The 25,003-nt window shown below is 64.9% G+C and carries 22 protein-coding genes; 12 read left to right on the top strand and 10 right to left on the bottom strand.

Features of this window, described 5'->3' with window-relative positions; translation table 11 throughout:
- Positions 1 to 254: 254 nt before the first annotated feature.
- Positions 255 to 1,487 (bottom strand): peptidase T, encoded by a 1,233-nt coding sequence (gene pepT, locus RHIBR816_RS0120580; RefSeq protein ID WP_018238482.1) that lies wholly within the window; start codon positions 1,485 to 1,487, stop codon positions 255 to 257.
- Positions 1,488 to 1,722: 235 nt separating this feature from the next.
- On the opposite strand from pepT, the gene RHIBR816_RS0120570 reads away from it, so the two are divergent.
- Positions 1,723 to 1,932, top strand: coding sequence for a dodecin (locus tag RHIBR816_RS0120570; protein ID WP_026187246.1), 210 nt, complete (start codon positions 1,723 to 1,725; stop codon positions 1,930 to 1,932).
- 65 nt (positions 1,933 to 1,997) lie between these two features.
- On the opposite strand, the gene RHIBR816_RS0120565 is transcribed toward RHIBR816_RS0120570, so the two are convergent.
- The 3 genes from RHIBR816_RS0120565 to RHIBR816_RS0120550 form a co-directional block, all read right to left on the bottom strand.
- Positions 1,998 to 3,179: an MFS transporter gene (locus RHIBR816_RS0120565; protein ID WP_018238479.1), complete on the bottom strand. Its 1,182-nt coding sequence runs from the start codon at positions 3,177 to 3,179 to the stop codon at positions 1,998 to 2,000.
- Positions 3,180 to 3,643: 464 nt separating this feature from the next.
- Positions 3,644 to 4,855, bottom strand: coding sequence for a TIGR03862 family flavoprotein (locus tag RHIBR816_RS0120555; protein ID WP_026187245.1), 1,212 nt, complete (start codon positions 4,853 to 4,855; stop codon positions 3,644 to 3,646).
- A gap of 11 nt (positions 4,856 to 4,866) precedes the next feature.
- Complete coding sequence (locus RHIBR816_RS0120550; protein ID WP_018238476.1) at positions 4,867 to 5,895, bottom strand: substrate-binding domain-containing protein; 1,029 nt, start codon at positions 5,893 to 5,895, stop codon at positions 4,867 to 4,869.
- Between the two features lie 373 nt (positions 5,896 to 6,268).
- Here RHIBR816_RS0120550 and RHIBR816_RS0120545 point away from each other — a divergent pair, with 373 nt between their 5' ends.
- The 6 genes from RHIBR816_RS0120545 (at position 6,269) to RHIBR816_RS0120520 (ending at position 12,647) form a co-directional block, all read left to right on the top strand.
- Complete coding sequence (locus tag RHIBR816_RS0120545) at positions 6,269 to 7,531, top strand: extracellular solute-binding protein (protein ID WP_018238475.1); 1,263 nt, start codon at positions 6,269 to 6,271, stop codon at positions 7,529 to 7,531.
- A 223-nt stretch (positions 7,532 to 7,754) separates the two neighbouring features.
- Complete coding sequence (locus tag RHIBR816_RS0120540) at positions 7,755 to 8,741, top strand: carbohydrate ABC transporter permease (protein WP_026187244.1); 987 nt, start codon at positions 7,755 to 7,757, stop codon at positions 8,739 to 8,741.
- Positions 8,741 to 9,571, top strand: coding sequence for a carbohydrate ABC transporter permease (locus tag RHIBR816_RS0120535; RefSeq protein WP_018238473.1), 831 nt, complete (start codon positions 8,741 to 8,743; stop codon positions 9,569 to 9,571). The genes RHIBR816_RS0120540 and RHIBR816_RS0120535 overlap by 1 nt, the downstream gene beginning before the upstream one ends.
- Before the next feature lie 17 nt (positions 9,572 to 9,588).
- Complete coding sequence (locus tag RHIBR816_RS0120530; protein ID WP_018238472.1) at positions 9,589 to 10,617, top strand: ABC transporter ATP-binding protein; 1,029 nt, start codon at positions 9,589 to 9,591, stop codon at positions 10,615 to 10,617.
- A 144-nt stretch (positions 10,618 to 10,761) separates the two neighbouring features.
- Positions 10,762 to 11,547: a ThuA domain-containing protein gene (locus tag RHIBR816_RS0120525; protein WP_018238471.1), complete on the top strand. Its 786-nt coding sequence runs from the start codon at positions 10,762 to 10,764 to the stop codon at positions 11,545 to 11,547.
- Positions 11,548 to 11,558: 11 nt separating this feature from the next.
- Positions 11,559 to 12,647 carry a Gfo/Idh/MocA family protein gene (locus RHIBR816_RS0120520; RefSeq protein WP_018238470.1) on the top strand — a complete coding sequence of 363 codons (1,089 nt, stop codon included), beginning with the start codon at positions 11,559 to 11,561 and terminating at the stop codon, positions 12,645 to 12,647.
- Positions 12,648 to 12,789: 142 nt separating this feature from the next.
- Here the strand turns inward: RHIBR816_RS0120520 and RHIBR816_RS0120515 are convergent, their stop codons facing one another.
- Positions 12,790 to 13,146 (bottom strand): SPW repeat protein, encoded by a 357-nt coding sequence (locus RHIBR816_RS0120515; protein ID WP_026187243.1) that lies wholly within the window; start codon positions 13,144 to 13,146, stop codon positions 12,790 to 12,792.
- Positions 13,147 to 13,526: 380 nt separating this feature from the next.
- Between RHIBR816_RS0120515 and RHIBR816_RS0120510 the strand changes: the two genes are divergently transcribed.
- Entirely contained in the window at positions 13,527 to 14,333 is an 807-nt protein-coding gene (locus RHIBR816_RS0120510) for an AraC family transcriptional regulator (RefSeq protein WP_018238468.1), read from the top strand.
- 135 nt (positions 14,334 to 14,468) lie between these two features.
- Here RHIBR816_RS0120510 and RHIBR816_RS38485 read toward each other — a convergent pair whose 3' ends face one another.
- Together RHIBR816_RS38485 and RHIBR816_RS0120500 are read right to left on the bottom strand one after the other, a co-directional pair.
- Entirely contained in the window at positions 14,469 to 14,708 is a 240-nt protein-coding gene (locus RHIBR816_RS38485) for a hypothetical protein (protein WP_018238467.1), read from the bottom strand.
- A gap of 8 nt (positions 14,709 to 14,716) precedes the next feature.
- Positions 14,717 to 15,127, bottom strand: coding sequence for a DUF2000 domain-containing protein (locus RHIBR816_RS0120500; protein ID WP_018238466.1), 411 nt, complete (start codon positions 15,125 to 15,127; stop codon positions 14,717 to 14,719).
- 310 nt (positions 15,128 to 15,437) lie between these two features.
- On the opposite strand from RHIBR816_RS0120500, the gene RHIBR816_RS36245 reads away from it, so the two are divergent.
- From RHIBR816_RS36245 to RHIBR816_RS0120480, 4 genes are all read left to right on the top strand, one after another.
- Entirely contained in the window at positions 15,438 to 15,614 is a 177-nt protein-coding gene (locus RHIBR816_RS36245) for a DUF3311 domain-containing protein (protein ID WP_026187242.1), read from the top strand.
- The gene (gene mctP / locus RHIBR816_RS0120490; RefSeq protein WP_018238464.1) at positions 15,604 to 17,103 is read left to right on the top strand and encodes a monocarboxylate uptake permease MctP; all 1,500 of its coding nucleotides are present in this window, start codon (positions 15,604 to 15,606) and stop codon (positions 17,101 to 17,103) included. The genes RHIBR816_RS36245 and mctP overlap by 11 nt, the downstream gene beginning before the upstream one ends.
- Positions 17,104 to 17,310: 207 nt before the next feature.
- A complete protein-coding gene (locus tag RHIBR816_RS0120485; protein WP_018238463.1) occupies positions 17,311 to 20,871 on the top strand; it encodes a PAS domain-containing hybrid sensor histidine kinase/response regulator in 3,561 nt (1,186 codons plus the stop codon).
- Entirely contained in the window at positions 20,843 to 21,493 is a 651-nt protein-coding gene (locus RHIBR816_RS0120480; protein WP_018238462.1) for a response regulator transcription factor, read from the top strand. The genes RHIBR816_RS0120485 and RHIBR816_RS0120480 overlap by 29 nt, the downstream gene beginning before the upstream one ends.
- 53 nt (positions 21,494 to 21,546) lie before the next feature.
- Here RHIBR816_RS0120480 and RHIBR816_RS0120475 read toward each other — a convergent pair whose 3' ends face one another.
- From RHIBR816_RS0120475 to RHIBR816_RS0120465, 3 genes are read right to left on the bottom strand one after another with little or no spacing between them, the layout of a single operon-like run.
- Complete coding sequence (locus RHIBR816_RS0120475; protein ID WP_018238461.1) at positions 21,547 to 23,436, bottom strand: bifunctional sugar phosphate isomerase/epimerase/4-hydroxyphenylpyruvate dioxygenase family protein; 1,890 nt, start codon at positions 23,434 to 23,436, stop codon at positions 21,547 to 21,549.
- The gene (locus tag RHIBR816_RS0120470; RefSeq protein ID WP_018238460.1) at positions 23,433 to 24,281 is read right to left on the bottom strand and encodes a shikimate dehydrogenase; all 849 of its coding nucleotides are present in this window, start codon (positions 24,279 to 24,281) and stop codon (positions 23,433 to 23,435) included. The genes RHIBR816_RS0120475 and RHIBR816_RS0120470 overlap by 4 nt, the downstream gene beginning before the upstream one ends.
- Complete coding sequence (locus RHIBR816_RS0120465) at positions 24,282 to 25,001, bottom strand: ABC transporter ATP-binding protein (protein ID WP_018238459.1); 720 nt, start codon at positions 24,999 to 25,001, stop codon at positions 24,282 to 24,284.
- Positions 25,002 to 25,003: the final 2 nt, after the last annotated feature.

Genomic DNA, 25,003 nt, shown 5'->3' with positions numbered 1-25,003 from the left:
CAAGATCCGCTTGGCTCAGTAGCTTTCGCAGGGGAGGGCGGGAGTTGGAACTCGGAGCCGGGACCTGGGCCTCGGTTCGGACGATTTCGTCAGCGGTTTTGTCCGGCTGCAGCGTGATTTCTGATCTGACCTGACGGGAACCCCGCAATCCTATATTGCGGGGTTTTTCACTGCGATACGCGGGAGCGATTGATGCGCGCGGCCTTTATCGCGGCGATGCGCCGCTGCGGAACAATCAGCGACGGGGAGATCGGTTAGCTCCGCTCCGCCCAGACCCTTGCCAGTTCGACGATCGTCCTCACCGCCCTTTCCATATCCTGGCGGCTCACCCATTCGAGCGGCGAGTGGAAGGCGTGGCCGCCGGCGAAGAGGTTGGCGGAGGGGAGGCCCATGAAGGACAGCCGCGACCCGTCCGTGCCGCCGCGGATGCTGCCGCGAACCGGCGTCATGCCGGCACGCCGGATCGCTTCCATGGCGTTTTCGACGATCTCGGGATGGCGATCGAGGATCGCCTTCATGTTGCGGTATTGCTCCTTGACCTCGAAGCTGTAGCTGGAGCCCGGATAGTCCTCGATCACGCGCCGCACCAGCGTGTCGAGCATTTTCTCCTTGGCGGCGAGGCCGGCTTCCTCGAAGTCGCGGACGATGAAGCTCAGCGTTGCCTTTTCCATCGAACCGGTGAGGCCGGTCGGATGGACGAAGCCTTCGCGGCCGGCCGTCGTCTCCGGCGCCATGTCCTTCGGCAATCGGTCGACGATCGCCGACGCGATCTTGATGGCGTTTTCCATCTTGCCCTTGGCGAAACCCGGATGGATGGCGACGCCGTGAATGGTGATGTCGACGCTGTCGGCCGAAAACGTCTCATCCTCGATATGGCCGGCCGTTTCGCCGTCGACCGTGTAGGCGAAGGCGGCGCCAAGCTTTTGAAGGTCCACCTTGTCGACGCCGCGGCCGATCTCCTCGTCCGTCGTGAAGAGCAGCTTGATCGTGCCGTGGCGGATGTCCGGATTGTCGACGAGGACTTGAGCCGCCGTGACGATCTCGGCGAGACCGGCCTTGTCGTCGGCGCCGAGCAGCGTCGTGCCGTCGGTCGTGATGATGTCGTTGCCGATCTGGTCGGCGAGCGCCGGATTGTCGCCGGCGCGGATCACCTGCTGCGGATCGCCCGGAAGCCGGATATCGCCGCCGGCATAGTTGCGGACGACCTGCGGCCTGACGTTCGTGCCGGTGAAATCGGGCGCCGTGTCCATGTGCGAGCAGAAGCAGATCACCGGCACCGGCTTGTCGACGTTGGACGGAATGGTCGCATAGACGTAGCCGTGCTCATCGAGATGCGCGTCGGAAAGACCGATCGCCAGCAGGTCCTCGACCAGCAGGCGCCCGAGATTCTTCTGTTTTTCGGTCGAGGGTTGCGCCGGCGAGCTCGCGTCCGACTGGGTGTCGATGACGACGTAGCGCAGGAAACGGTCGGTGACGGTATCGGTCATGGCGAACTCCGGGGCGGCATCGAGTGACACCCGCTATAGCCTGCGGCGGCGCCGCCGTGAATTGATTTTCGCCTTGTCGATGCTTCTTGCGGGCGCGGTCGACCGCAAGTTTCGAGCTTTCGCTGGCGGCCGGGACGCAACCGGCGCATGATCGTTGGAGCAGCGGCGACGCCTGCCGTTGCCGAACCACGATGCCAAACAGGCCAAATCGGAAAACCCCTTCAAGGAGGATACGGTGAGCGGGCACGTCTATAAGAAAGTCGAACTGATCGGCAGTTCTCCGAACTCGGTCAACGAAGCCATCGAAACGGCGATTTCGCGCGCGTCGAAAACGATGCGGAATCTCGACTGGTTCGAGGTGGACCAGATTCGCGGGCAGATCGCCAATGGCAAGGTGGCCCACTACCAGGTGGTCGTGAAGGTCGGTTTCCGCATCGACGACTGAACGGCGCCGAGGACCGATAGGGCCCGGCGCTTCATGCACCGGGCCCCGCGTCTGATGAACGACAGTCAGGCGGCCTGCAACGTGGCGCCCGAACGCCGATCCAGCGCACCGCTCCAGAGCGTCAGGAGCAGGGCGAGGGCGACGAGGACCGCGCCGACCCAGGGCGTTGCGCCGAGACCGAGGGCGGAATCGACCACCCGGCCGCCGAGCCAGGCACCGAGCGCGATGCCGAGGTTGAAGGCGGCGATGTTGAGCGCCGAGGCGACGTCGACGGCGCCGGGACGATGCTCCTTGGCGAGCTGGACGACGTAGAGCTGCAGCCCCGGAACATTGGCGAAGGAGAGGAAGCCGAGCGCGGCAAGGGTAACGAGCGTCGGCACCGGAGAAGCCGCCGTGAAGGAGAAGACGAGGAGCACCAGCGCCTGGAAGAGGAAAAGGCCGGCAAGCGCCTTCACCGGATTGGTGTTGGCAACCCGCCCGCCGGCGATATTGCCGATGGCGATGGCGACGCCGTAGAGAACCAGGATCAGGCTGACGCTTTCGACCGAAAAGCCGGTGATTTCCTGAAGGATCGGCGCCAGATAGGTGAAGGCGACGAAAGTGCCGCCATAGCCGAGCGCGGTCATGGCGAAGACGATCAGCAGGCGGCCGGAGGAAAGCACGCGGAGCTGGTCGGCAAGGCTTGCCGGGGCGGCCTTCGAAAGCGTCTTCGGCAGCAGTGCCGCGATCCCGGCAAAGGCGATCACGCCGAGTGCCGCAACCGCCCAGAATGTCGTGCGCCAGCCAAAAATCTGGCCGATATGGGTGCCGATCGGCACGCCGGTGACGATCGCGACGGTCAGCCCCATGAACATCATGGCGATCGCCGAGGCGCGGCGATCTTCCGGCACGAGGTCGGCGGCGATGGTCGAGCCGACCGAGAAGAACACGCCGTGCGCGAAGGCCGAGAGCACGCGCGCGGCGAGCAGCATTTCATAGCTCGGTGAGAGTGCTGCGGCGGTATTGCCGGCGATGAAGAGCGCTATCAGACCGAGGAGCAGCGGCTTGCGCTCGATCCGGCCGGTCAGCGCGGTGAGGATGGGGGCGCCGAAGGTGACGCCGAGCGCATAGACGCTGACGATCAGGCCGGCGAACGGCAGGGTGATGGCGAGGTCGGTCGCGACCGTCGGCAGCAGGCCGACGATGACGAATTCGGTGGTGCCGATCGCGTAGGCGGCGATCGTCAGGGCGAAGATGGCGAGAGGCATGGCAAATCCGTTTCCGCCCGCCGTTCGGAAGGAGGGAGGCTTGAAGAGGCGTTGACGATGGTTGGTCTTTCGCAGCGCAATATGCGGGCAGCGCGCCGCTCCGATAAGGCGGCGGCTTGTTGAAACGCCTGTGAATGAAATTCACGAGTGAAGCTCAGATGGGCTTAGGGATCATGGCGTGGGTGGCTTGGAGGGGAATCCGATCGGAATTGGAAAAGGCGAAAGTCGGGAGCATGTGATACCCCCCTCTGCCCTGCCGGGCATCTCCCCCACAAGGGTGGAGATTGGCAAGTGGCAACGTCCCGCCCCTCAAAATTACTTGGAGGCGCCTTGTTTCCGGCATACACCGGTTGGGCGTGGGGCGGAGCGGCGCTTCCAGCCGATCTCCCTCCTTGTGGGGGAGATGCCCGGCAGGGCAGAGGGGGGTGTTGCCGATCGCAGCGATTGAACCGGATCGAGCCTCACTAGCCGCCTGCCAGCCACCCCTCGATGCCGAGCGCCGCGGCGCGGCCCGTCGCCAAACAGGCGGTCAGCAGATAGCCGCCGGTCGGCGCTTCCCAGTCGAGCATCTCGCCGGCGACGAAGAGGCCGGGTAGCGTCTTCAGCATGTAGTGGTCATCGATCTGATCAAGGCCGATGCCGCCGGCCGAGGAGATCGCCTCGGCGATCGGCCGCGGCCGAAGGAGCAGGATGGATAGCGCCTTTAGCGTCGCCGCAAGACTTGCTGGATCGGCCCTCGGCGCTTCGGGCACGAGCTCACGCAGGAGCGCGGCCTTGACGCCTTCGAGGCCGGCGCCCTTTCTGAGACGCGTGGCGAAGCTCGCCTTGCTGTCCTGTCGCGCCAGGTCGCGGGTGAGGCGGTCCATGCTTCGACCGGGTGCAAGGTCTAGTGTAAGTGCGGCCTTACCGTCCCGTTCGAGCCGATCGCGTAAAGCCGCTGCATGGGCGTAGACGAGGCTGCCCTCGATGCCGTGGCGGCTGATCACGAATTCGCCAGGAAAAACGCCGGCCCCGGAGGAGGCGATCACCGATTTCAGCGGCTCGCCGGCAAATCGCTCCCGGAACGCCTCGCTCCAACTGACGTCGAAGCCGCAATTGGCGGGGCGAAACGCGCGGATCTCGACACCTTTGGCGGCGAGCCACGGCACCCAGGCGGCGTCGGAGCCGAGCCGCGGCCAGCTTGCGCCGCCAAGCGCCAGAAGCGCGGCGTCCGGCCGCACGGTTTTTTGCCCCTCCGGCGTTTCGAAGAGATAGCCGTCCCCTGCAAAGCCCAGCCAGCGATGCCGAGTGAGGAGCGTGACGCCCTGCGCCTCCAGCCGGCGCAGCCAGGCGCGCAGGAGCGGCGAGGCCTTCATTGCCTTCGGAAACACGCGGCCGGAGGAGCCGACGAAGGTCTCGGTGCCGAGCCCCGCCGCCCAGGCCCGCACGTCGTCCGGCGTGAAGGCGTCAAGCGCCGGGCGCAGGCGATCGGAGGCGGCGCCGAAGCGGGTGGCGAAGCGCCGATAGTCTTCGGCATGGGTGATGTTGAGGCCGGACTTGCCGGCGAGCAGGAACTTCCGGGCAGCGGTCGGCATCGCCTCGTAGACCGTCACCGCGTGGCCTGCGGTGGATAACACCTCGGCCGCCATCAGCCCGGCCGAGCCGCCGCCGATCACCGCGACCTGCCTTCGTTCGATCGCGGGTCCGTTCAAGGCTGTGCATCCGTGGGCGCCGGGCCGGTGGATTCGCGCAGGATGAGTTCGACGGGCCAGAGCTCGTGGATTTCCTCCGCCGCCCGCCCGCCCAGGAGTTGCAGCACGAGGTCCGCCGATCGTCCCCCCGCCGCCCGCATCGAGGAGCGGGTTGCGGAAAGCGACGGGACCATGTTGTCGGCCGTCAGATAGGGAAACACGTCGTCATGGGCGATCACCGAGACGTCGCGTCCGACGACGAGCCCGCGCGACCGCACCGCGCGATAGATACCGAGCGCCGTCATCATCGAGCCGGCGACGAAGGCGGTCGGCCGCGGCGATTGTTCGAGGAAGGAGCGGGCATAGCGAAAACCGAGCTCGTCTGTGAAGTGGTCGTGGGCGACGAGGCGCGGATCGAAGGGAATGCCCCGCTCCTGCAGCGCGTCGCGGTAGCCCTTGTCGCGATGCAGCGAAAATGTTCGGCCGGCTCGGCCGTTGATCATCGCAATGCGCCTGTGACCGAGATCGATGAGATGCGAGGTGGCGCGCCGGATCGCCCCTTCGTTGTCGATATCGAGCCAGGCATGCGGCACGTCGGTCTCGGAACGGCCATGCACCAGGAATGGGAAACCAAGCTCATGCAGCAGGGCAATGCGCTCGTCGTTCGGCTTCGGCGAGTGGACGATCACCGCGTCGACCCGGCCGCTGGTGGCGAGCCTGCTGTAAAGCGCAACTTCGTCGGTCAAGTCGCGGTCTGCCGTCGGGCTGACGAGGATATCGATGTCCTCGCCGTCCAAGCGCTCGGCCATGCCGCTCATATATTCGGCAAAGTGAAACTCGCCAGTTCGGCCCATGACGACGCCGATCGCGCCGGCGCGTCCGGTCACCAATCGCACCGCATTGATGTTGGGGCGATAGCCGAGCCGGACGGCCTCTTCCGCGACGCGCTTGCGGGTTTTTTCGCTCACCTCCGGATAGCCGCTCAGCGCGCGGCTGACCGTCGTCGGCGAAAGGCCCAGTTGGCGGGCGAACTCCTTGAGCTTCATGCGGCCTATCTATTCCCTTAACCCCGTTGCCCCGATGAGGAATATACACCTTTGCCGCAGGGTACAACCGATCGCCGGCCGCCCCGTTCGGCGGCACGCCGGCGCCGTCTTGCGCGCTTGCATCAACCAAATCGTTTTAAATTTTTTGTGCGCACACATCGCCGATGGCGAGCAGAGAAAACCTCAAAGAGTAGTTGTGAGCGGTATAAATGATTGAAAATAACCGGAAAAATTGTTTGGTGCGGAGCTGGTACTGGCGCAAACGGCCTCGTATTGACATCAATCGGCACTTCTGACACCTTTTCCCAGCCAAACCGTTTTCGAATTGCAGAGGAGCTTTCGAGCGGTGGGGGATTTGGAGGAGCCATCGAACATGACAATGCTTCTGAAGACCGTGACCTTCTGCGCCGCGCTCGGCGCCGCCGATCTTGCCGCCGCCGCCGAGCTTTCGCTCGCGGCCAACACCACCGGCAAAAACGTGAATTTCATGCGCGAGCAGCTCGATATTTTCGAGAAGAAGACCGGCCACAAGGTCAGTCTCGTGACCATGCCGCCGTCGAGCAGCGAGCAGTTCAGCCAGTATCGCCTGTGGCTGGCCGCCGGAAACAAGGATGTCGACGTCTACCAGACGGACGTGATCTGGGCGCCGCAGCTCGCCGACCAGTTCGTCGACTTGACGGAAGCCGCGAAGGACGTGGTCGGCGAACACTTCCCGTCGATCATCCAGTCGCAGACCGCCAACGGCAAGCTGGTGGCACTGCCGATCTTCACCGATGCGCCGGCGCTCTACTATCGCAAGGACCTCCTGGAGAAATACGGCAAGACGCCGCCCAAGACCTGGGACGAACTGGCGGCGACCGCCAAGGAGATCCAGGAGAAGGAGCGTGCCGCCGGCCAGGCGGATATTTGGGGCTTCGTCTTCCAGAGCAACGCCTATGAGGGGCTGACCTGCAACGCGCTGGAGTGGATCAAGTCCTCCGGCGGCGGCCAGATCGTCGAGCCCGACGGCACGATCTCCGTCAACAATGAAAAGGCGGCCGCGGCACTCGATCGGGTCAAGGGATGGATCGGCGCGATTACGCCGGAGGGCGTGCTTGCCTATCAGGAGGAGGAATCGCGCGGCGTCTGGCAGACCGGCAATGCCGTGTTCATGCGCAACTGGCCCTATGCCTATGCGCTCGGCAACGGCGACGACAGCGCCGTCAAGGGCAAGTTCGACGTGTCACCGCTTCCGACCGCGACCGACGGCGAAAAGCCCTCGTCGACGCTCGGCGGCTGGAACCTGGCGGTGTCGAAATATTCCGACGAACAGGAAGCGGCGATCGAACTCGTGAAGTTCCTCTCGTCCAAGGACGTGCAGAAGGCGCGTGCGCTCGAGCTGTCGCAACTGCCCACGGTCGCCGCCCTTTACGACGACCCCGAAATCGCCGCCGCGCAACCATTCATGCCGAACTGGAAGCCGATCTTCCAGAGCGCCGTGCCGCGTCCGTCCGCCGTGACCAAGGTCAAGTACAACGAGGTCTCCTCGAAGTTCTGGAGCGCCGTTCACAACACGCTCTCCGGCGACGGGACGGCCGCCGAAAATCTCGAACTTCTGGAAGTCGAACTGAACGAGCTCAAGGGCGACAGCTGGTAACCTCCCCCGGGCGGGGAGGTGTTGGAAACCCTGCGCCTCTCCCCGCCTAGCAGCCGTCGCCGGGGATGGCGGTCACGCCGGCCGCCATCCCCGTCTCAAAAACCTCGAGCGAGATGCGCTCTATCTGTTTGTTTTTGCCGCATTTGTGCGACGTCAGGTGACTTCAGCTGACCGCAGAATGCTCTGGCGGCGAAAGCCGAACGGCAAATGGGGAACCAATGTCATGACCGATCTCACCGTCGCGGATCCACCGGCCGCGCTCGCTGATCAGAGCCATATCAATTCGGATCTGAGAACCCAGCGCGTCCGCTCCGCCTGGGTGTTCCTGGCGCCGACGCTTCTCGTGCTGGCGCTCGTCGCGGGCTGGCCGCTCGTCCGGACCATCTATTTCAGTTTCACCGACGCGTCGCTGACGAACCTTGCCGGCGCCGAGTTCGTCGGCTTCCAGAACTATCTCTCCTGGATCACGCTGAAGAGCGGCCGCGTCATCTACAAGGGCCTGCTCGCCGATCCGGCCTGGTGGAACGCCGTCTGGAACACGCTCAAATTCACCATCCTCTCCGTCAGCATCGAGACGGCGCTCGGCCTCGTCGTCGCCCTGGTGCTGAACGCCCATTTCCCCGGCCGAGGCCTGGTAAGGGCGGCAATCCTCATCCCCTGGGCGATCCCGACGATCGTCTCGGCCAAGATGTGGGCATGGATGCTCAACGACCAGTTCGGCATCCTCAACGAGATCCTGCTCGGGCTCGGCCTGATCAGCCAGAAGATCGCCTGGACGGCCAGTCCCGACACCGCGATGGTCGCCGTGCTCATCGTCGACGTCTGGAAGACGACGCCGTTCATGGCGCTCCTGATCCTCGCCGGACTGCAGATGGTGCCGATCGACATCTACGAGGCGGCGAAGATCGACGGGGTGCATCCGCTCCGGGTCTTCTGGCGGGTGACCCTGCCGCTCATCCGGCCGGCGCTGATGGTCGCGGTCATCTTCCGCATGCTCGACGCTCTGCGCATCTTCGACCTCATCTATGTGCTGACCCCCAACAATGCCCAGACGAAGACGATGTCGGTGCTCGCCCGCGAGAACCTGTTCGATTTCGACAAGTTCGCCTATGGCGCCGCCGCCTCGACCATGCTGTTCCTGATCATCGCCTCGATCACCGTCCTCTACATGTGGTTCGGACGCGTCAATTTCGACGGAGGAGAACGCTGATGGCCGCCACGCTCGCAAAGCGCACCGCTTTCTACCTGCTCGTTGCCACCATCATCCTGATTGCGGTCTTCCCCTTCTATTACGCGATCCTGACGAGCCTCAAATCCGGCACCGCCCTGTTCCGTGTCGACTATTGGCCGAGCGAAGTGTCTCTCGCCAATTACACGAGCGTCGTCTCGGCGGGCAGCTTCGTCCGCAATCTCGGAAACTCGCTGCTCGTCGCGACGCTCGTCGTCGCCATCTCCTTGCTGTTGGCGGTCACGGCCGCCTACGCGCTCGGCCGCGTGCGTTTCCGCGGCCGGTCGCTGCTGCTCCTGACCATCCTGTCGGTGTCGATGTTCCCGCAGATCGCCGTGCTTGCCGGCCTCTTCGAGCTCATCCGCTCCGTCGGGATATTCAACACGCCGCTGGCGCTGATCTTTTCCTACATGATCTTCACGCTCCCCTTCACCGTCTGGGTGCTGACCACCTTTATGCGCGACCTGCCGGTGGAGATCGAGGAGGCGGCGATCGTCGACGGCGCCTCGCCCTGGGTGATCATCACGCGGGTGTTCATGCCGCTGATGTGGCCGGCGCTGGTCACGACAGGCCTGCTCGCCTTCATCGCCGCCTGGAACGAATTCCTTTTCGCGCTGACCTTCACCTCGTCGGACGTGCAGCGCACCGTGCCGGTGGCGATCGCGCTGCTTTCGGGCAGCAGCAACTTCGAAATCCCCTGGGGCAACATCATGGCCGCCTCGGTGATCGTCACGGTGCCTCTCGTGGTGCTGGTGCTGATCTTCCAGCGGCGGATCATTTCCGGCCTGACGGCCGGTGGCGTTAAAGGCTAGATATTTAGGAGACGAACATGGCAGAGCTGCAATTGCGCGACATCCGCAAGTCCTTCGGTGCCTTCGACGTCATCAAGGGCGTCAGCATGGACATAAGGGCCGGAGAGTTCATGGTTTTCGTCGGCCCGTCCGGCTGCGGAAAATCCACCCTTCTGAGGCTGATCGCCGGCCTCGAGGAGATCACCTCCGGTACGCTCGCCTTCGACGGCGAGGTGGTCAATCATCTCGTTCCGTCGAAACGCGGCATCGCGATGGTCTTCCAGTCCTATGCGCTCTATCCGCACATGACGGTCTTCGAGAACATGGCCTTCGGGATGCAGCTTGCCGGCAAGGACAAGGAGCAATGCCGCAAGCGGGTCGAGGCGGCGGCCGAAATGCTGCAGCTTTCGCCCTATCTCGAACGCCTGCCGCGTCAGCTCTCGGGCGGCCAGCGCCAGCGCGTCGCGATCGGCCGAGCGATCGTGCGCGATCCGAAGGTCTTCCTGTTCGACGAGCCGCTTTCCAACCTCGATGCGGCCCTGCGCGTTGCGACCCGCATCGAGATCGCCAAGCTTCATCGCAGCATGCACAAGACGACGATGATCTATGTCACCCATGACCAGGTGGAAGCGATGACGCTCGCCGATCGCATCTGCGTGCTGAGAGACGGGCGCGTCGAACAGATCGGCACGCCGCTCGAGCTCTACGAAAGCCCGATCTCGGTGTTCGTCGCCGGCTTCATCGGCTCGCCGAAGATGAATTTCCTTTCGGGCCCCTTCGCGGCGCTCTACGAAGCCGCAACGATCGGCATCCGGGCGGAGCATCTGGAGATCGCCGGCGAAGACGGGCCATGGGGCGGAACCGTCGTCCACTCCGAAATGCTCGGATCCGACAGCTACATCTATCTCGACATCGGCGCCGGCGAACCGGTGATCGTGCGGGAGAGCGGTACCTCCCGCCATCAGCCCGGCGAAACGGTGCGGATTTCGCCGGAGCCCGGCCAGATCCACCGTTTCGATGCGGCGGGGCGGTCGATCGGGCGACACATCCTGCGGGGTGCCGCCTGATTTAGACCGCATCGATTTCGGATCATTTCCAAAGGCCAGACGTTAGACCGGGTAGGGCCGTCCCAGGCCCGACCCAGGTCGACAGATTGAAATCACGGACAGCGGGCACCCGCGGCGGATGCCCCAATCAGCAGGAGAACGACCTTGTCTATCAACACCATCGTGTGGGGTGAGAACATCCACGAGCAGACGAATGCCGTCGTCAGGGAAATCTATCCGGACGGCATGCACAACACGATCGCAGCGGCGCTGAACACCGATCCGGCGATCAAGGCAACGACGGCGACGCTGCAGGAGCCCGAGCATGGGCTGAGCGAAGAGCGGCTGGCTTCGGCCGACGTGCTCCTGTGGTGGGGCCACAAGGACCATGGCGCCGTCGACGACGTGATCGTCGAGCGCGTCGCCAGGCGGGTCTGGGAAGGCATGGGGCTGATCGTGCTGCATTCCGGCCATTTCTCCAAAATCTTCAAGCGGCTGATGGGGACGCCCTGCGCGCTGAAATGGCGCGAGGCGGGCGAGCGCGAGCGCGTCTGGGTGGTCAACCCGCGCCATCCGATCGCCGAAGGGCTGAGCGACAATTTCGTCCTTGAGTACGAGGAGATGTATGGCGAGCAATTCTCCGTGCCGGAGCCGCTGGAGACGGTCTTCATCTCCTGGTTTGCCGGCGGCGAGGTGTTCCGCTCGGGGCTGACCTGGCGGCGCGGCGCCGGCAATATCTTCTATTTCCGCCCCGGCCACGAGACCTATCCGACCTATCACGACGAAACCGTACAGCATGTGCTGCGCAATTCGGTAAAATGGGCCTACAACCCGCAAGGCACCTACGAGGCGATCCACGAGGCGCCGAACGTGCCGGTGGAAAAGGCACTGGAGCCGATCGTCGAGCGCGGCCCGAGACTGCACCGGGCCGGCGAGGCGGGCTACAGATGAGGAGCGTGCCGATGCGTCTGCTGATACTCGGAACCGGCGGCATGGCAAACACCCATGCAAACGCCTTTGCCAGAATAGACGGCGTCGACATGGTCGGCGCCGTCGATGTCGACCCGGCGCGCGCCAAGGCCTTTGCCGCCCAGCACGGCATCGAGCACACCTTCACATCGCTCGAAGAGGCGATCGGCTGGGGTGCGTTCGATGCGGTCGCCAATGTCACCCCGGACAAGGCGCACCATCCGACGACGCTGGCGCTCATCGCCGCCGGCAAGCACGTGCTCTGCGAGAAGCCGCTGGCGGAGAACTATGAGAAGGCGGCGGAAATGGCCGCGGCGGCCGAACGCTCCGGCCTCGTCGCCATGGTCAACCTCACCTACCGCAATGTGGCGCCGCTGCAGAAGGCGCGCGAACTGGTGCTGTCCGGTACGATCGGCGCAGTCCGGCATCTCGAGGCCTCCTACCTGCAGAGCTGGCTCGTCTCGAAGGCCTGGGGGGACTGGGCAAGCGAGTCGAAATGGCTGTGGCGGCTCTCGACCAGGCACGGCTCGAACGGCGTGCTCGGCGATGTCGGCATCCATATTCTCGACTTTGCCGGCTACGGCGCCGGCATTTCGGTCGAGCGCGTGTTCGCGCGGCTGAAAGCCTTCGACAAGGCGCCCGGCAACCGCATCGGCGAATACGACCTCGATGCCAATGACAGCTTCGCCATGACGGTGGAGTTCGACAGCGGCGCCATGGGCGTCATCCATGCAAGCCGCTGGGCCACCGGCCATCTGAACGAGCTGCGGCTCAGGCTGCATGGCGACCGAGGTGCCCTGGAGGTGATTCACACGCCGGACGGCTCGAGCCTCAGGGGTTGTATCGGGCCGGATGTCGAAAAGGCGATCTGGCGCGAGATCGATGCCGGCACCGTGCCGACCAATTACGAGCGGTTCGCCGCCGCGGTGGAGGCGGGGCAGACGGCCGAGCCCGGCTTCCGCCATGCCGCCGACCTGCAGAAGGTCCTCGATCTCGCGATCGAAACCGAGCGCGAACGCCGCGAACTCGGCGTCGCCGACATGGAGTGGGTGGCGGACGGGCGGCTCGTCGTGGGCGGATGAACAAGAATCTCCCGCCTTCGGGTGTTCCCGAGGCGGGAGGTGTGGCTCAGCTAAAACTGAGAGGTCGAGCGAGAAGCTTCGTGCGCGACCCGCTCCTACCATCTGTTCTTACGGCTGCGGTTCCAACCGAAGCCGTAAGCGTTCAGGCGTGCGAGTGGTGACGATAGTCCCAGACTGCCCAGGCGGCGATTGCCGCGACGAGCACGCCCAGAATGACGTGAGTCCACATCGCGTTCACATTCGCCATGAAGCCGAGCATCCAGGGAGAGACGATCAACCACAGGCCGATCACCATATTGGCCCATTCCTCCCATTCGGCGAAGGCCGAGAGGGTCGCGACCGCAAGGGCGCCGAGCACGATCGCGGCGATCCATGCGTTCCAGGTCGGTGCGGCTTCAGTCGCAAATCCGATGACCCAGGGAGAGACGAACAGGCATACGGCCAGGACCAGATTGGCCCAATCCTGGCTTCTTTTTCCTGCCATAAGAGTGTTGGGCATGACAACCTCCACGTATGAAGCTTGATCAAAGCGTCACCACTCGCGTGCAACACACGTTCCAGCTCCGGTCGTTTGAGATCGCACGGTTGCCGTAACGCCTTGAATTGCTGGCGTAATTTTATCCTGAAATCGGTTTCGATTCAAGAAATCCCGCAATGCACGGATTTTGCAGGTTATTCGCGATTTGCATGACCTGCGGGGAGCGCCGAAAGCGGTCGTGCACAGGTTGTCGCCGCCCTTGCGCGCGTGCCTTCCCAGCTGCCGGAACACCCGTTCCCGGCTCCATTTTGGTGGCAACGCGTTGGCTCGCAAGCCGTTTGTCCGGGGCGTGGAACTGTCCTATGAGGTTCGACACCGAAACTTTACAGTGCGAGGCCAGCATGGCTCACCGGCCCGTCGATGCCCATTCTTTCTGGCGCGATCCGGCGCTTCCCTTTCTGGAGGCGCGCCAGGTCGAGGACGGCCGGGACGTCTGCTACGGTCTCCACAGTCACCGCACCTTTTCGATCGGCTCGGTCACCAATGGCCGGAGCAGCTACCGCAACGGCCGCCACCGGCACGACGTCGCGGCCGGCACCGTCGTTCTGATGAACCCCGAAGAGGCGCATGCCTGCAACCCGCTTCGAAACGTGCCCTGGGGCTATCGCATGCTCTATGTGGACATGGCGTGGTTGACGGAGATGCAGCGCGCGGCCGACTTCACTCCCTATGCCGCCGTGGCGAGCAGCGATCCCGATCTCTATCGCCGCCTCAACCGGTTGTTCGACGTGCTGTTCGACGCGGAGAGCGAGGTGCTTGTCAAGGAATGCGCGGGGGCGGCCTTTTTCGGCGATCTCGACAAACGCCTCGAGCGGATCGAGCCGCCGTTGCCCCTTGCAGCACCCCGCCTCGACCGTGCTGCGGAATTCATCACCGAGCATTGCACGCGCCGCCTGCGGCTCACCGAAATCGCCGACGTTTCGGGTCTGTCGCCGTCCTATCTCGTGCGCGCCTTCCGGGCGCGCCATGGCATGACACCGCACGCCTACCAGCTCAACCGCCGCATCCAGTTCGGGCAGAGTGAGCTGCGCCGCGGCCGGCCGATCGTCGATGTCGCGCTCTCGGCCGGCTTTGCCGACCAGGCCCATTTCCAACGGGTCTTCAAGCAGCATGTGGCGGCGACGCCGCGCCAGTATGCGCGGGCGTGATCAGCCTTATAGCGCCGTGCGTCTTCTCAGACACGACGCGACAGTTCGGCAGTGGGCGGCCTGCTTTATCCGCCCTCATCCCTGTGCTTGTCACAGGGATCCAGCAGCGCCGCGTCTGCGGCGCGCAAGACTCATTCAGCCAAGGACTTGGCTGGCTGGATTCCCGTGACAAGCACAGGAATGAGGATCGAAGGTGAGGCCTTGCCGTACCACAGTAGGCGAGACGCAAGATCGGCGACGGCGCTGAGCGCCGCCCTCGCCCGCGCGGAAGCCGTGGCGGAGCCCGGTGGTCAGGGCGACGATGTTGACCGGCCCCGGCGAGATCGACGCGGCGAGCGCGAAGGAGCTCATCGAAAGATAGAGTGCCAGCGACATGGGTGCCTCTATTTCATCAGCGGCAGGTCGCCGGTCAGCGAGCGGACGAGCTTCTCCGGGCCGTGCAGGCAAAGGCCGAGATATCTCAGATGATCGTGACGCATCTCGCCGATGCGGAGCTCATAGGCCTGATAGCTCTTGGCGCGCTGGGCCGCCTCGGTCACGTCGATCAGGCCGAGCCCTGCTGTCTCCTGCGCCGTCGCCCGCCTCCTCAAGTCCATCAGGCCGTCGGCGTCCGACATCAGAATGGGCATGACGATGGTGGTGATGCCCTGATGGCGGTTGCCGTCGGCGTCGTGGACGGCATGGCCGATCAGATCCGGCCGCTCCCGGCCCAGCGTCATGGCCAGTATGGCGGCCGTATTGGCCACCAGGCCGCGCGGCAGGGCGTTGTCGATGATGAATGCACAGCGTGTCACGGGTCTTCCTCTGGCGTGGTCTCGGTCGCCTGGAAGGTATGGACAAAGCCGGCCGTGGTTATTGAAGGAAATTGCCCTTCCCATCTTTCGACGCGCCTCGAGCAAGGTCGTGAATGCGGCGGGCATGAGCGAAAGTAGGGGGCACCGGAGCGAAAGTAGGGAGGCCGCCGCTGAGCGTTTGCCGCTATGCGATGGGGACACGTGTCGAGGATCACGTGACCATCGATCCACATGAAGTAGAGCGGGATGCGGGAGGAGCCGCAGGCACCTTCCTTATCCGCGCTCTACCCAGTCATCGCGGGAGGAAGACGTGATACGCCTATTGTTGCTGGCGCCCTATATCGGGCTGCTCTGGGTCCCCTTCTACAATTTCGAGGAGCCGAAGCTCTTCGGCTTTCCCTTCTTCTACTGGTACCAGCTCGCTTGGGTGCCGTTGACGTCGCTCATCACCTATGTCGTTTACAGGAGCGTGCGCCATGACGGCTAACATCGACATGTCGGCACTCGCCGTCTTCATCTTCTTCTTCGTGCTGGTCACCGCCATGGGCTTCTTCGCCTCGCGCTGGCGCCGGGCGGAATCGCTCGATCACCTCGACGAATGGGGCCTCGGCGGCCGCAAATTCGGCACCTGGGTCACCTGGTTCCTGGTTGGCGGCGATTTCTACACCGCCTATACGGTCATCGCCGTGCCGGCGCTCGTCTATGCGATCGGCGCCTACGGCTTCTTCGCATTGCCTTACACCATCATCGTCTACCCGCTGGTCTTTGCGGTCATGCCGCTTCTGTGGAAGGCGGCGAAGGAGCGCGGTTACGTGACGGCCGGCGATGTGGTGCGCGGCACCTACGGCTCGCGGGCGCTGGAGCTTGCGGTCGCTTCCACCGGGGTGATCGCGACGATGCCTTATATCGCGCTCCAGCTCATCGGCATGGAAGTGGCGATCAAGGCCCTGGGCTTGACCGGCGAAATGCCGATCATCCTCGCCTTCCTGGTGCTGGCGCTCTACACCTATTCGTCCGGTCTCCGGGCACCGGCGCTCATCGCCTTCGTCAAGGACATCATGATCTATATCGTGGTGCTTGCGGCGATCATCGTCGTTCCCTCCAAGCTCGGCGGCTACAGCGCCGTCTTTTCGGCAGCCGACGCGGCCTTCGAGGCGAAAGGCAAGGGCGGCATCCTGCTCGATCCGTCGCAGCTCGTCCCCTATGTGACGCTCGCGCTTGGCTCGGCGCTCGCCGCCTTCATGTATCCGCACACGCTGACCGGCATCTTCGCCTCGTCCGGCGCCAACACGATCCGCAAGAACGCGGTGCTGCTGCCCGCCTATACGCTGCTGCTCGGCCTGCTCGCTCTGCTCGGCTATATGGGCCACGCCGCCGGACTGCAGCTTCAGAGCAACAACGACGTCGTCCCGACGCTGTTCAAGACGCTGTTTCCGGGCTGGTTCGCAGGCTTCGCCTTCTCGGCGATCGCCATCGGCGCGCTCGTTCCGGCGGCGGTCATGAGCATCGGCGCGGCGAACCTCTTCACCCGCAACTTCTGGAAGGTCTGGGTCAACCCGGAGGTCACGCCTGCCGGCGAGGCGCAGGTCGCCAAGATCACCTCGATGCTGGTGAAGGTGGGGGCGCTTCTTGCCATCCTCATGCTGCCGACCCAGTTCGCGCTCGACCTGCAGCTGCTCGGGGGCTTGTGGATCCTGCAGACCCTGCCAGCCCTCGTCTTCGGCCTCTACACCGGCTGGTTCCGGGCTCCGGCGCTGCTCGCCGGCTGGGCGGCCGGCTTCACCGGCGGCTCGGCGCTCGTCTGGTCGGATGGCCTGAAGCCGTTGCACGCCTTGGCCTTCGACGGGATCACCGTCTCGGTCTATACCGGGCTGCTGGCGCTGGCGCTCAATGTCGTCGTGGCGGTGGTCGTCAACCTCGTCGTGCCGGCGAAGGAGACCGCCGACGATCGCCTCGCGGTCGCCGAGGCCGAATAACACAGCCAAGGGGCCGGCCGGATCGGGCCGGCCCTTTCGTCAGTGCCGGCTTTCGCACGTCGCGTTGCCATTCCGCAGGCGATATGGCAATGAACCGGTAGCCGCGCCGAAGAGTACGATCAGACCATGAGGGGCGCGGCAGCACATTGAAACACTGCAAGATTTGGCCCTTCACTGTAGGGTCATGCAGTTGGGCAGCGAGGTGCCATGCCCGGTTGGGTCGTCCTCTCCGTTTCCACGGCCTATGTCGTCGTCCTCTTCCTGATCGCCTGGTGGACGGATCGGCAAAGCGTGGGCCGCCGTTTGCCGGTGCCCACCGCGTGGATGGCCGCGCTCGGCTACGCGCTGACGCTCGCCGTCTACAACACCTCCTGGAGCTTCTACGGCTCGGTCGGGCGGGCCTTGAGCGGCTTCGACTTCCTGGCGATCTATATCGGCCCGACCCTCGTGCTCGTCTTCGGGCAGCGGCTGATCGCCAGGATCGTCACGATCGCGAAGAGCCAGAACATCACATCGATCGCCGACTTCATCGCCGCAAGATACGGCAAGAGCCAGGCGCTGGCCGCGCTCGTCACCATGGCGGCGCTGCTTGCCGTGCTGCCCTATATAGCGCTGCAGCTGAAGGCGGTCGGCACCAGCTTCGACATCCTGACCGCGCCGGCCGTTGCTCCTGGAGGTGCCCGGCCGATCCGCGGCGACAGCACTTTTGCCGTCGCCGCCTCGATGGCGCTGTTCGCGATCATGTTCGGCGTCAGGCACATTCATGCGAGCGAGCATCACCGGGGGCTGATGGCGGCGATCGCCTTCGAGAGCCTGGTCAAGCTTTCGGCCTTCGTCATCGTCGCGCTCTTCATCGTCTTCGGCATGTTCGACGGCCTCGGCGACCTCGTCGCCCGCACGCAATCGGATCCGCGCATGGAGTCGCTGCTGGCGCCCGACTTTTCCGACCCGACCTGGATCTCGAACACCATCATCGCGGCGATTTCCTTCCTCTGTTTGCCGCATATGTTTCATGTCGCGGTGGTGGAGAACAAATCGCTGCCGCAGGCGCGCGCCGCCGCCTGGCTCTATCCCGCCTATCTCCTCGTCTTCAGCGTACTGATGGTGCCGATCGCCATTGCCGGCGTTGCGCGCTTCGCCGATACGGTAAACCCCGATACCTTCGTGATCTCGCTGCCGCTCGCCGCCGATGCGCCTCTGATGGCGCTGGTGGCTTTTCTCGGCGGCTTCTCGGCAGCGACCGGCATGGTGATCGTCGCCTCGGTGGCGTTGAGCACGATGCTCTGCAACGACGTCGTCGTTCCTCTGCTGCTGCGCTCGAGCCTCGTCGGACGCAGCGGTGCGATCTGGCCGTCGCCCGCGGCCCTGCTCCTGGTGCGGCGCATCTCCGTCGCGGCGATCCTGCTGCTCGCCTACCTGATGAACCGGCTGGTCGACCAGGCCTATCCGCTGACCGTCATCGGGCTGCTCTCCTTCGTCGCGATCGCCCAGTTCGGCCCCGCCTTTCTGGGCGGGTTGCTGTGGCGGCACGCCAAGGCGCCCGGGGCGTTCGCCGGCATCGTCGTCGGCTTCGCCTTCTGGATCTATACGCTGCTCGTCCCCTCGATCGCCCCGCTCGTGCCCGCCGTCGACGCGCTTGTCGCCAGCGGGCCTTTCGGGATTGCCTGGCTGAAGCCCCAGGCGCTCTTCGGCCTTGCCGGCCTCGACCCGATCTCGCATGCGACGCTCTGGAGCCTCGGCGCCAATCTCGTCGCCTTCGCCGCCGTGTCCCTGCTGGCCGAGCGTTCCCCACTCGAGCGCCGTCAGGCCGAGGCTTTCGCGGAGGGGGTCCCGGCGCATCGGCCATCGCTGGCCTCCTTGCCGCTCGTCACGCGGCTCGACGACCTGAAGACGCTCGCCGCACGTTTCGTCGGGGCAGAGCGCAGCGCATCCGCCTTCGAAGACTTCGTCGAGCAGCGACGCTCGCGGCATGACCGGCTTGCCGACATCGAAGCGATGCGGTTCACGGAGAACCTGATCGCCGGCGCGCTCGGCGCGGCGTCGGCGCGCGTGGTGATGGCCGCAGCTCTGGAAAGCCGCTCGCTGTCGCGCAAGGCCGCCGTGGGAATGCTGGACGAGGCATCGCAGGCGCTGCATTTCAACCGGAAGCTCCTGCAGGGCGCGCTCGAAAGCGTGCCGCAGGGGATTTGCGTGTTCGACGCCAACCTCGCCATCGAGGCCTGGAACGGCCGGTTCCTGACCTTGCTCGACCTGCCGCGGGACCTGATCCGCGTCGGCGTGGCCCTCACCGACCTCGTCGATTTCAACCGGGAGCGCGGCGAATACGACGCCGACGACCTCAAGGCACTGCTCGTCAACCGCGATCTCGCCACGCAATCCTGGCCCTATGTCTATGAGCGCGAGCGGCCGGACGGCATGGTGCTGGAAATCGCCTACGACCGGATGGCGGAGGGCGGCTATATCTCGACCTATACGGATGTCACCGAGCGGCACCGGGCGGCGGCGGGCTTACGCCGCGCCAACGAGGAACTGGAGCGGCGCGTCCAGGAGCGGACGCAGGCGCTGGAGCAGGCGAAGGCCGAGGCGGAGCGCGCCAATATCGGCAAGACGCGCTTTCTCGCCGCGGCGAGCCATGACCTGCTCCAGCCGCTGAATGCGGCGCGGCTCTATCTGGCGGCGCTCGACGAGAGCCTGCGGCTGAAGCCCGACCAGGCCGAGAAGGACCTGCGCACAGAGGAGCGGTCGCTTGCCAGCAACGCCGCGGCAGCCCTTTCATCGACGGAGCGGCTGCTCGATGAGCTTTTGGACATCTCCTCCTATGATTCCGGTGCGGTGCGGGCGCAGCCGGTCGATTTCTCCGTCGGCTCGCTGCTCGCCCAGCTCGATCTGGAATTCTCCGCCCTGGCGCGACAGCGCGGCCTGACGCTCAAGGTCGTTGGCTCGACGCTTTCTGTCAGGACGGACCCGCAGCTGCTGCGCCGCGTCCTGCAGAACCTTCTCTCGAACGCCATACGCTACACGCCCGAGGGAAGGGTGCTGCTGGGGTGCCGGCGACGAAAGGACAGCCTGCTGATCGAGGTTCGCGACACCGGCATCGGCATCGCTCCGGAGCGGCAGAAGGAGATCTTCGAGGAGTTTCGCCGGCTCGATACGGGCGAGGAGCAGGAGAAGGGGAGCGGCCTCGGCCTCGCGATCGTCGAGCGCATCTGCCGCCTGCTCGATCTTCCGCTGGAGGTGCGCTCCCGCCCGGGCGAGGGAACGTGCTTCGTCGTCACCGTTCCACGCGCGGCGGACGGCGTGGCGGTCGCGGCTTCGGAAAAGCCCGCCATCCCCCCTGTGGCGAGCCATACGGCGCTTGCAGTGCTCTGCGTCGACAATGACGAGGCGATACGAGAGGGGCTCGCTGCCTTGCTCTCCCGCTGGGGACACCGGCCGATTGTCGCGAGCGACGAGAGGACGGCGCTTGCCAATTGCAACGGGCAAGTGCCAGATCTGGCGCTCGTCGACTATCATCTCGACGGCACCACCGGCGTCGAGATGCTGGGCAGGCTGCGCGACCACTGGGGCCGGGAGGTAAGGGCTCTGGTGATCACCGCGGACCGAAGCGAGGAGGTTGGCGCGAAGGCGAAGGCGCTGGGCTGCGCGATCATGGCGAAGCCGGTGAAGCCGGCCGCGCTGAGACGATATCTGGATGCCGTCGCCCTCAAGAAGGGCGCGGGAATAGAGGGGGAGGAAAACCATGAGCACGCGCATCGTCATTGCGGATGACCATCCGATGGTCCAGGCCGCGTTGCGCAGCGCTCTCGTCGCGGTGCTGCCCGAGCTCGAACTGATCGCCTGCCGTTCGGTCGACGAGGTCCTCGAGGTTCTGTCGGGCGATCGGCACGAGGTGGATCTCGTCCTACTTGACCTGACCATGCCCGGCACGGACGGGTTCGCCGGACTGTTCCTGCTGCACGCCCACCATCCGACGCTCCCGGTGGCGATCGTCTCGGCCAGGCAGGACGCGGCGACGATCCGCAAAGCGATCACCTTCGGCGCTTCGGGCTATATCCCGAAATCGCTGGACCTGCCGGAAATGGCGAGCGCGATCCGCGCCATTCTCGAGGGCGAGATCTGGACGCCGCCGCGCTTCGACAGCGAAGCCTCCGATCCGGATGCGGCGATGAGCGCCCGTCTCGCTTCGCTGTCGTCGCAGCAACTGCGCATCCTGACGAAGGTCATCGAGGGCAAGCTCAACAAGCAGATCGCCGGCGACATGGACATTGCAGAGCAGACCGTCAAGGTGCATGTCTCGGCGATCCTCAAGAAGCTCGGCGTCGTCAGCCGCACCCAGGCGGCGGTCGTGTGCGAACGGCTGCTGTCGGCGATCCCCCGGGATGCGGGCTAGAGAGCCGCCCCCCTCGGCCCCGTATTCCCGCGGTTCCCAAGCGCCACTCAACGCTACAGCTTCGGTAATCCTTCCGGCCTGAGCTGCTTCTTCAGCGCGGCGATGCGGAAAATGGCGTTGGCGGCGCCATAGCCGCGATAGCCGCGCCGCTCGACGATCTCGAAGAAGAAGCCTTCGCCGTAGGTCGGGCTGTAGAGCTGGAAATATTCGCCGTGCTCGTCGCGGTCGTAGAGGATGTTCGCAGCCCGCAACCGCTCCGTCAAAGCCGGTTCGAGGCCGAAGCGCGCCTCCGCGTCGTCGTAGTAGTTGGGCGAGATCTGCAGCGGGCGGAAGCCGTTGCGGTGGAGCGCTGCCGCGGTAGCGAAAATGTCGTCCGTGTGGAAGGCGAGATGCTGGATGCCGGAGCCGAAAGTCTCCGCGATGAAGTGGCCGGCGAGCGTGCGGCGGTTCTCCGCACCGTTGAGCGTCAGGCGCAACGACCCGGAGGCATTTTCGACGACCTGGCTGCGCACCACCCCGGCGGGATCGATGATATCGACCATCGGCGTCTTCCCGGCCGCAAAGATCGAGGTGTAGAACAGGAGCCAGGTCGGCATTTCCTCGTAGGCGACCGTCTGGGCGATATGATCGACGCAGCGGAGCCCGGCCCCCTCCACCGCGCCACCCTCGTCGGACGGCTTGAAGTCGATGTCCCAGATGCGGCCGAGATCGCCCTTGTCGTCGAGCAAATAGAGAAGCCCGCCGCCGACGCCGCGGATCGCCGGCAGCTCGACTTCGCCCGCGGCGACCGGCTGGCTGAAGGGCTCGGCATCGAGCGCCAGCGCCCGTTTCATGGCTTGCTGCGCGTCGTCGACGACGAGTGCGACGGCATAGGCGGAGCTGCCGTGAACGGCATAGGAGGAGCTGGCAAATCCGTTCTCGTCGGTATTGACCAGAATGCGGATGTCGCCCTGCTGGTAGAGGTCGACATTCTTCGAGCGGTGGCAGGCTGCCTTGCGGAAGCCCAGCGTCTTCAGGATGGCGGAGAGCTCGGCGGCCTCCTCGTCGGCGGCCGCGAATTCGACGAAGCCGACCCGCTGGACCGGAGCACGCTCCGGCATCGGCGTGACGGTGAGAGTGCCGGCATTCGGAAGCCGACGGACCTGGTCACCGAGATAGATCAGCGAGCGATGTCCGTCGGCGGCAATCGGCTTGGCGGCGCCGCCGCGGAACTGGTCGTTGAAGATTTCCAGTGAGAAGTAGCCGTCGTAGCCGGTTTCGGCGATCGCCCGGGTGAATTCGGCGACTGGCAGGTCGCCTTCGCCGGGCATGTTGCGGAAGTGCCGGCTCCAGTAGAGCAGATCCATGTCGATCAGCGGCGCATCGGCGAGCTGGACGATGAAGATTTTTTCCTTGGGGATGGAGCGGATCGAATTGACCTCGATCTTGTGCGACAGCGTGTGGAAGCTGTCGAGGATCAGGCCGATATTCGGGTGGTCGGCACGCCGGACGATCTCCCAGGCGTCGCGGTGGTCATGGATATGCCGGCCCCAGGCGAGCGCCTCGTAGCCGACCTTCAACCCGCGTCTGGCGGCGCGTTCGCCGAGTTCCTGGAAATCGGCGGCGGCCCGGTCGATGCCGCCGAGCGAGATCGGCGAGACGTTGGAGCAGACGAGCAGGAGGTCGGTGCCGAGCTGCTGCATGACGTCGAACTTGCGTTCAGCCCGGTCGAAGGTGCGGCTGCGGTGCGGTTCGGGCATGCCCTCGAAGTCGCGGAACGGCTGGAACAGCGTGATCTCGAGACCATGGTCGCGCACCATACGCCCGACATCCGCTGGGCTGCCGTCGAAGGCGAGAAAGTCGTTCTCGAAGATCTCCACGCCGTCGAAACCGGCGGCGGCGATCGCCGCGAGCTTGTCCGGCAATTCGCCGCTGATCGAAACCGTTGCGATCGAGGTCTTCATCGCCGCTCACCTTCGTCGCGATCGCCCTTCTCGAGATCGCCCGTGTCGAGCCCCCAGAAGGCGATCTGCGTCGGCAGCTGCGCGAGGGTCATCTCGGCGCCGGCCTGGATGGCGATGCCGCGGCGCCGGGCTTCCTCGAGCCAGGGGGTCACCGGCGGTTTCGTCACCGCGTCGGCGATGATTTCCGCCTTTGTCAGCCGCTCCAGCGGAAAGGGATAGGGGTCGGCTGGGTTCATGCCGGCCGGCGAGGCATTGACGGCGATGTCGACGTCGATGTCGTCCGGCAGAACGTCATGGGCTTGAAGCCCAGGATAGTCGCTGCGTAACTGTCCGATCAGGCGGTTCGACTTCGTCCGATCCCGTTCGATGACGACGATGGTCGCCGCACCCGCCTCGGCAAGCGCGTAGATGATCGCCGTTCCGGCGCCGCCGGCACCGACGACCAGCGCGGTCTTGCCCTTGACGGTCACGCCGTTCCTGGCAAGCGCCGCAACCATGGCGTCACCATCGACCATGTCACCGAGGAGCGTGCCGTCCGGCCTTCTACGGATGATGTTGACGGCGCCGGCCCGGCGGGCCCGCTCCGTCAGGTCGTCGACCCCGGCGCAGGCCGCCTGCTTGTGCGGCATGGTCACCGAAACGCCGGGGCAATTGGGTGTTCCTCGAATGGCATCGAGGAAGGCCGCCACCTTCTCGGGGAAGATATCCACCGGGATGAGGACGGCCCCCACATCATGGTCGGAGAACCACGCGTTCACCGGTCCCGGCGACTTCACCTGCTCGACCGGGTGACCGATCAGCGGAATGAAGACGGTCTTTCCGGTGATCTCCGGGACGGGCTGCATTCATGCCTCCTCGAGATGGGCACCGAGGAAGAGCTGGCCGACGCGCGGATCGGCAAGCAGCTTGTCGGCCCTGTCGTACATCCGGCTGCGGCCCTGTTCGAGCACCAGGCCGAAGTCTGACATGGCGAGCGCCGCCTTGGCATTCTGCTCGACCATCAGGATGGTCACGCCCTGGTCGCGCAGCCGGATCAGCGTGCGGAAGGTCTCGTTGATCATCTGCGGCGAGAGGCCGATCGACGGTTCGTCGATGAGGATCAGCGACGGATCGAGCAGAAGCGCGCGGGCGATTTCGAGCTGCTTCTGCTGGCCGCCCGAAAGCGTGATCGCCTGTTCCTTGGCCTTCTCCTTGAGGATCGGGAACTGCTCCATCACCTCGTCGATGCGCTTGGCGATCTTCGCCTGGTCACCGGAGGAGATGCCGCCGATCTCGAGATTGTGGCGCACCGACAGCATCGGGAACAGATTGCGCCCCTGCGGCACATAGGTGACGCCCTTGCCGAGCATCTTGGCCGGCGGCAGGGAGGTCACATCCTCGCCGTTGAGGATGACATTTCCCGAGCGGATCTTCAGGAGCCCGAAGATCGCCTTGAACACCGTCGACTTGCCTGCCCCGTTCGGGCCGATCACTGTGGTGATCGTGCCCTTGTCGATCTTGAACGACGTGCCGTTCAAAATCGTCATTTTGCCGTAGCCGCCGTAGACCTGCTTGAGTTCCAGCATGG

The organism is Ensifer sp. BR816 (genome assembly GCF_000378985.1).
GTDB lineage: Bacteria > Pseudomonadota > Alphaproteobacteria > Rhizobiales > Rhizobiaceae > Sinorhizobium.
Note: the sequence above shows the minus strand (reverse complement) of the source record. Positions and strands in the feature narration are given on the sequence as shown.

Excerpts from the sequence above, each read along its gene's own strand:
- mctP (WP_018238464.1), top strand. The coding sequence starts at position 15,604 with ATGACGGCTAACATCGACATGTCGGCACTCGCCGTCTTCATCTTCTTC.
- RHIBR816_RS0120530 (WP_018238472.1), top strand. The coding sequence starts at position 9,589 with ATGGCAGAGCTGCAATTGCGCGACATCCGCAAGTCCTTCGGTGCCTTC.
- RHIBR816_RS0120520 (WP_018238470.1), top strand. The coding sequence starts at position 11,559 with ATGCGTCTGCTGATACTCGGAACCGGCGGCATGGCAAACACCCATGCA.
- RHIBR816_RS0120510 (WP_018238468.1), top strand. The coding sequence starts at position 13,527 with ATGGCTCACCGGCCCGTCGATGCCCATTCTTTCTGGCGCGATCCGGCG.
- RHIBR816_RS0120565 (WP_018238479.1), bottom strand. The coding sequence starts at position 3,179 with ATGCCTCTCGCCATCTTCGCCCTGACGATCGCCGCCTACGCGATCGGC.
- RHIBR816_RS0120465 (WP_018238459.1), bottom strand. The coding sequence starts at position 25,001 with ATGCTGGAACTCAAGCAGGTCTACGGCGGCTACGGCAAAATGACGATT.
- RHIBR816_RS0120550 (WP_018238476.1), bottom strand. The coding sequence starts at position 5,895 with ATGAAGCTCAAGGAGTTCGCCCGCCAACTGGGCCTTTCGCCGACGACG.
- RHIBR816_RS0120535 (WP_018238473.1), top strand. The coding sequence starts at position 8,741 with ATGGCCGCCACGCTCGCAAAGCGCACCGCTTTCTACCTGCTCGTTGCC.
- RHIBR816_RS0120515 (WP_026187243.1), bottom strand. The coding sequence starts at position 13,146 with ATGCCCAACACTCTTATGGCAGGAAAAAGAAGCCAGGATTGGGCCAAT.
- RHIBR816_RS0120540 (WP_026187244.1), top strand. The coding sequence starts at position 7,755 with ATGACCGATCTCACCGTCGCGGATCCACCGGCCGCGCTCGCTGATCAG.
- pepT (WP_018238482.1), bottom strand. The coding sequence starts at position 1,487 with ATGACCGATACCGTCACCGACCGTTTCCTGCGCTACGTCGTCATCGAC.
- RHIBR816_RS0120480 (WP_018238462.1), top strand. The coding sequence starts at position 20,843 with ATGAGCACGCGCATCGTCATTGCGGATGACCATCCGATGGTCCAGGCC.
- RHIBR816_RS0120485 (WP_018238463.1), top strand. The coding sequence starts at position 17,311 with ATGCCCGGTTGGGTCGTCCTCTCCGTTTCCACGGCCTATGTCGTCGTC.
- RHIBR816_RS0120545 (WP_018238475.1), top strand. The coding sequence starts at position 6,269 with ATGACAATGCTTCTGAAGACCGTGACCTTCTGCGCCGCGCTCGGCGCC.
- RHIBR816_RS0120475 (WP_018238461.1), bottom strand. The coding sequence starts at position 23,436 with ATGAAGACCTCGATCGCAACGGTTTCGATCAGCGGCGAATTGCCGGAC.
- RHIBR816_RS38485 (WP_018238467.1), bottom strand. The coding sequence starts at position 14,708 with ATGTCGCTGGCACTCTATCTTTCGATGAGCTCCTTCGCGCTCGCCGCG.
- RHIBR816_RS0120470 (WP_018238460.1), bottom strand. The coding sequence starts at position 24,281 with ATGCAGCCCGTCCCGGAGATCACCGGAAAGACCGTCTTCATTCCGCTG.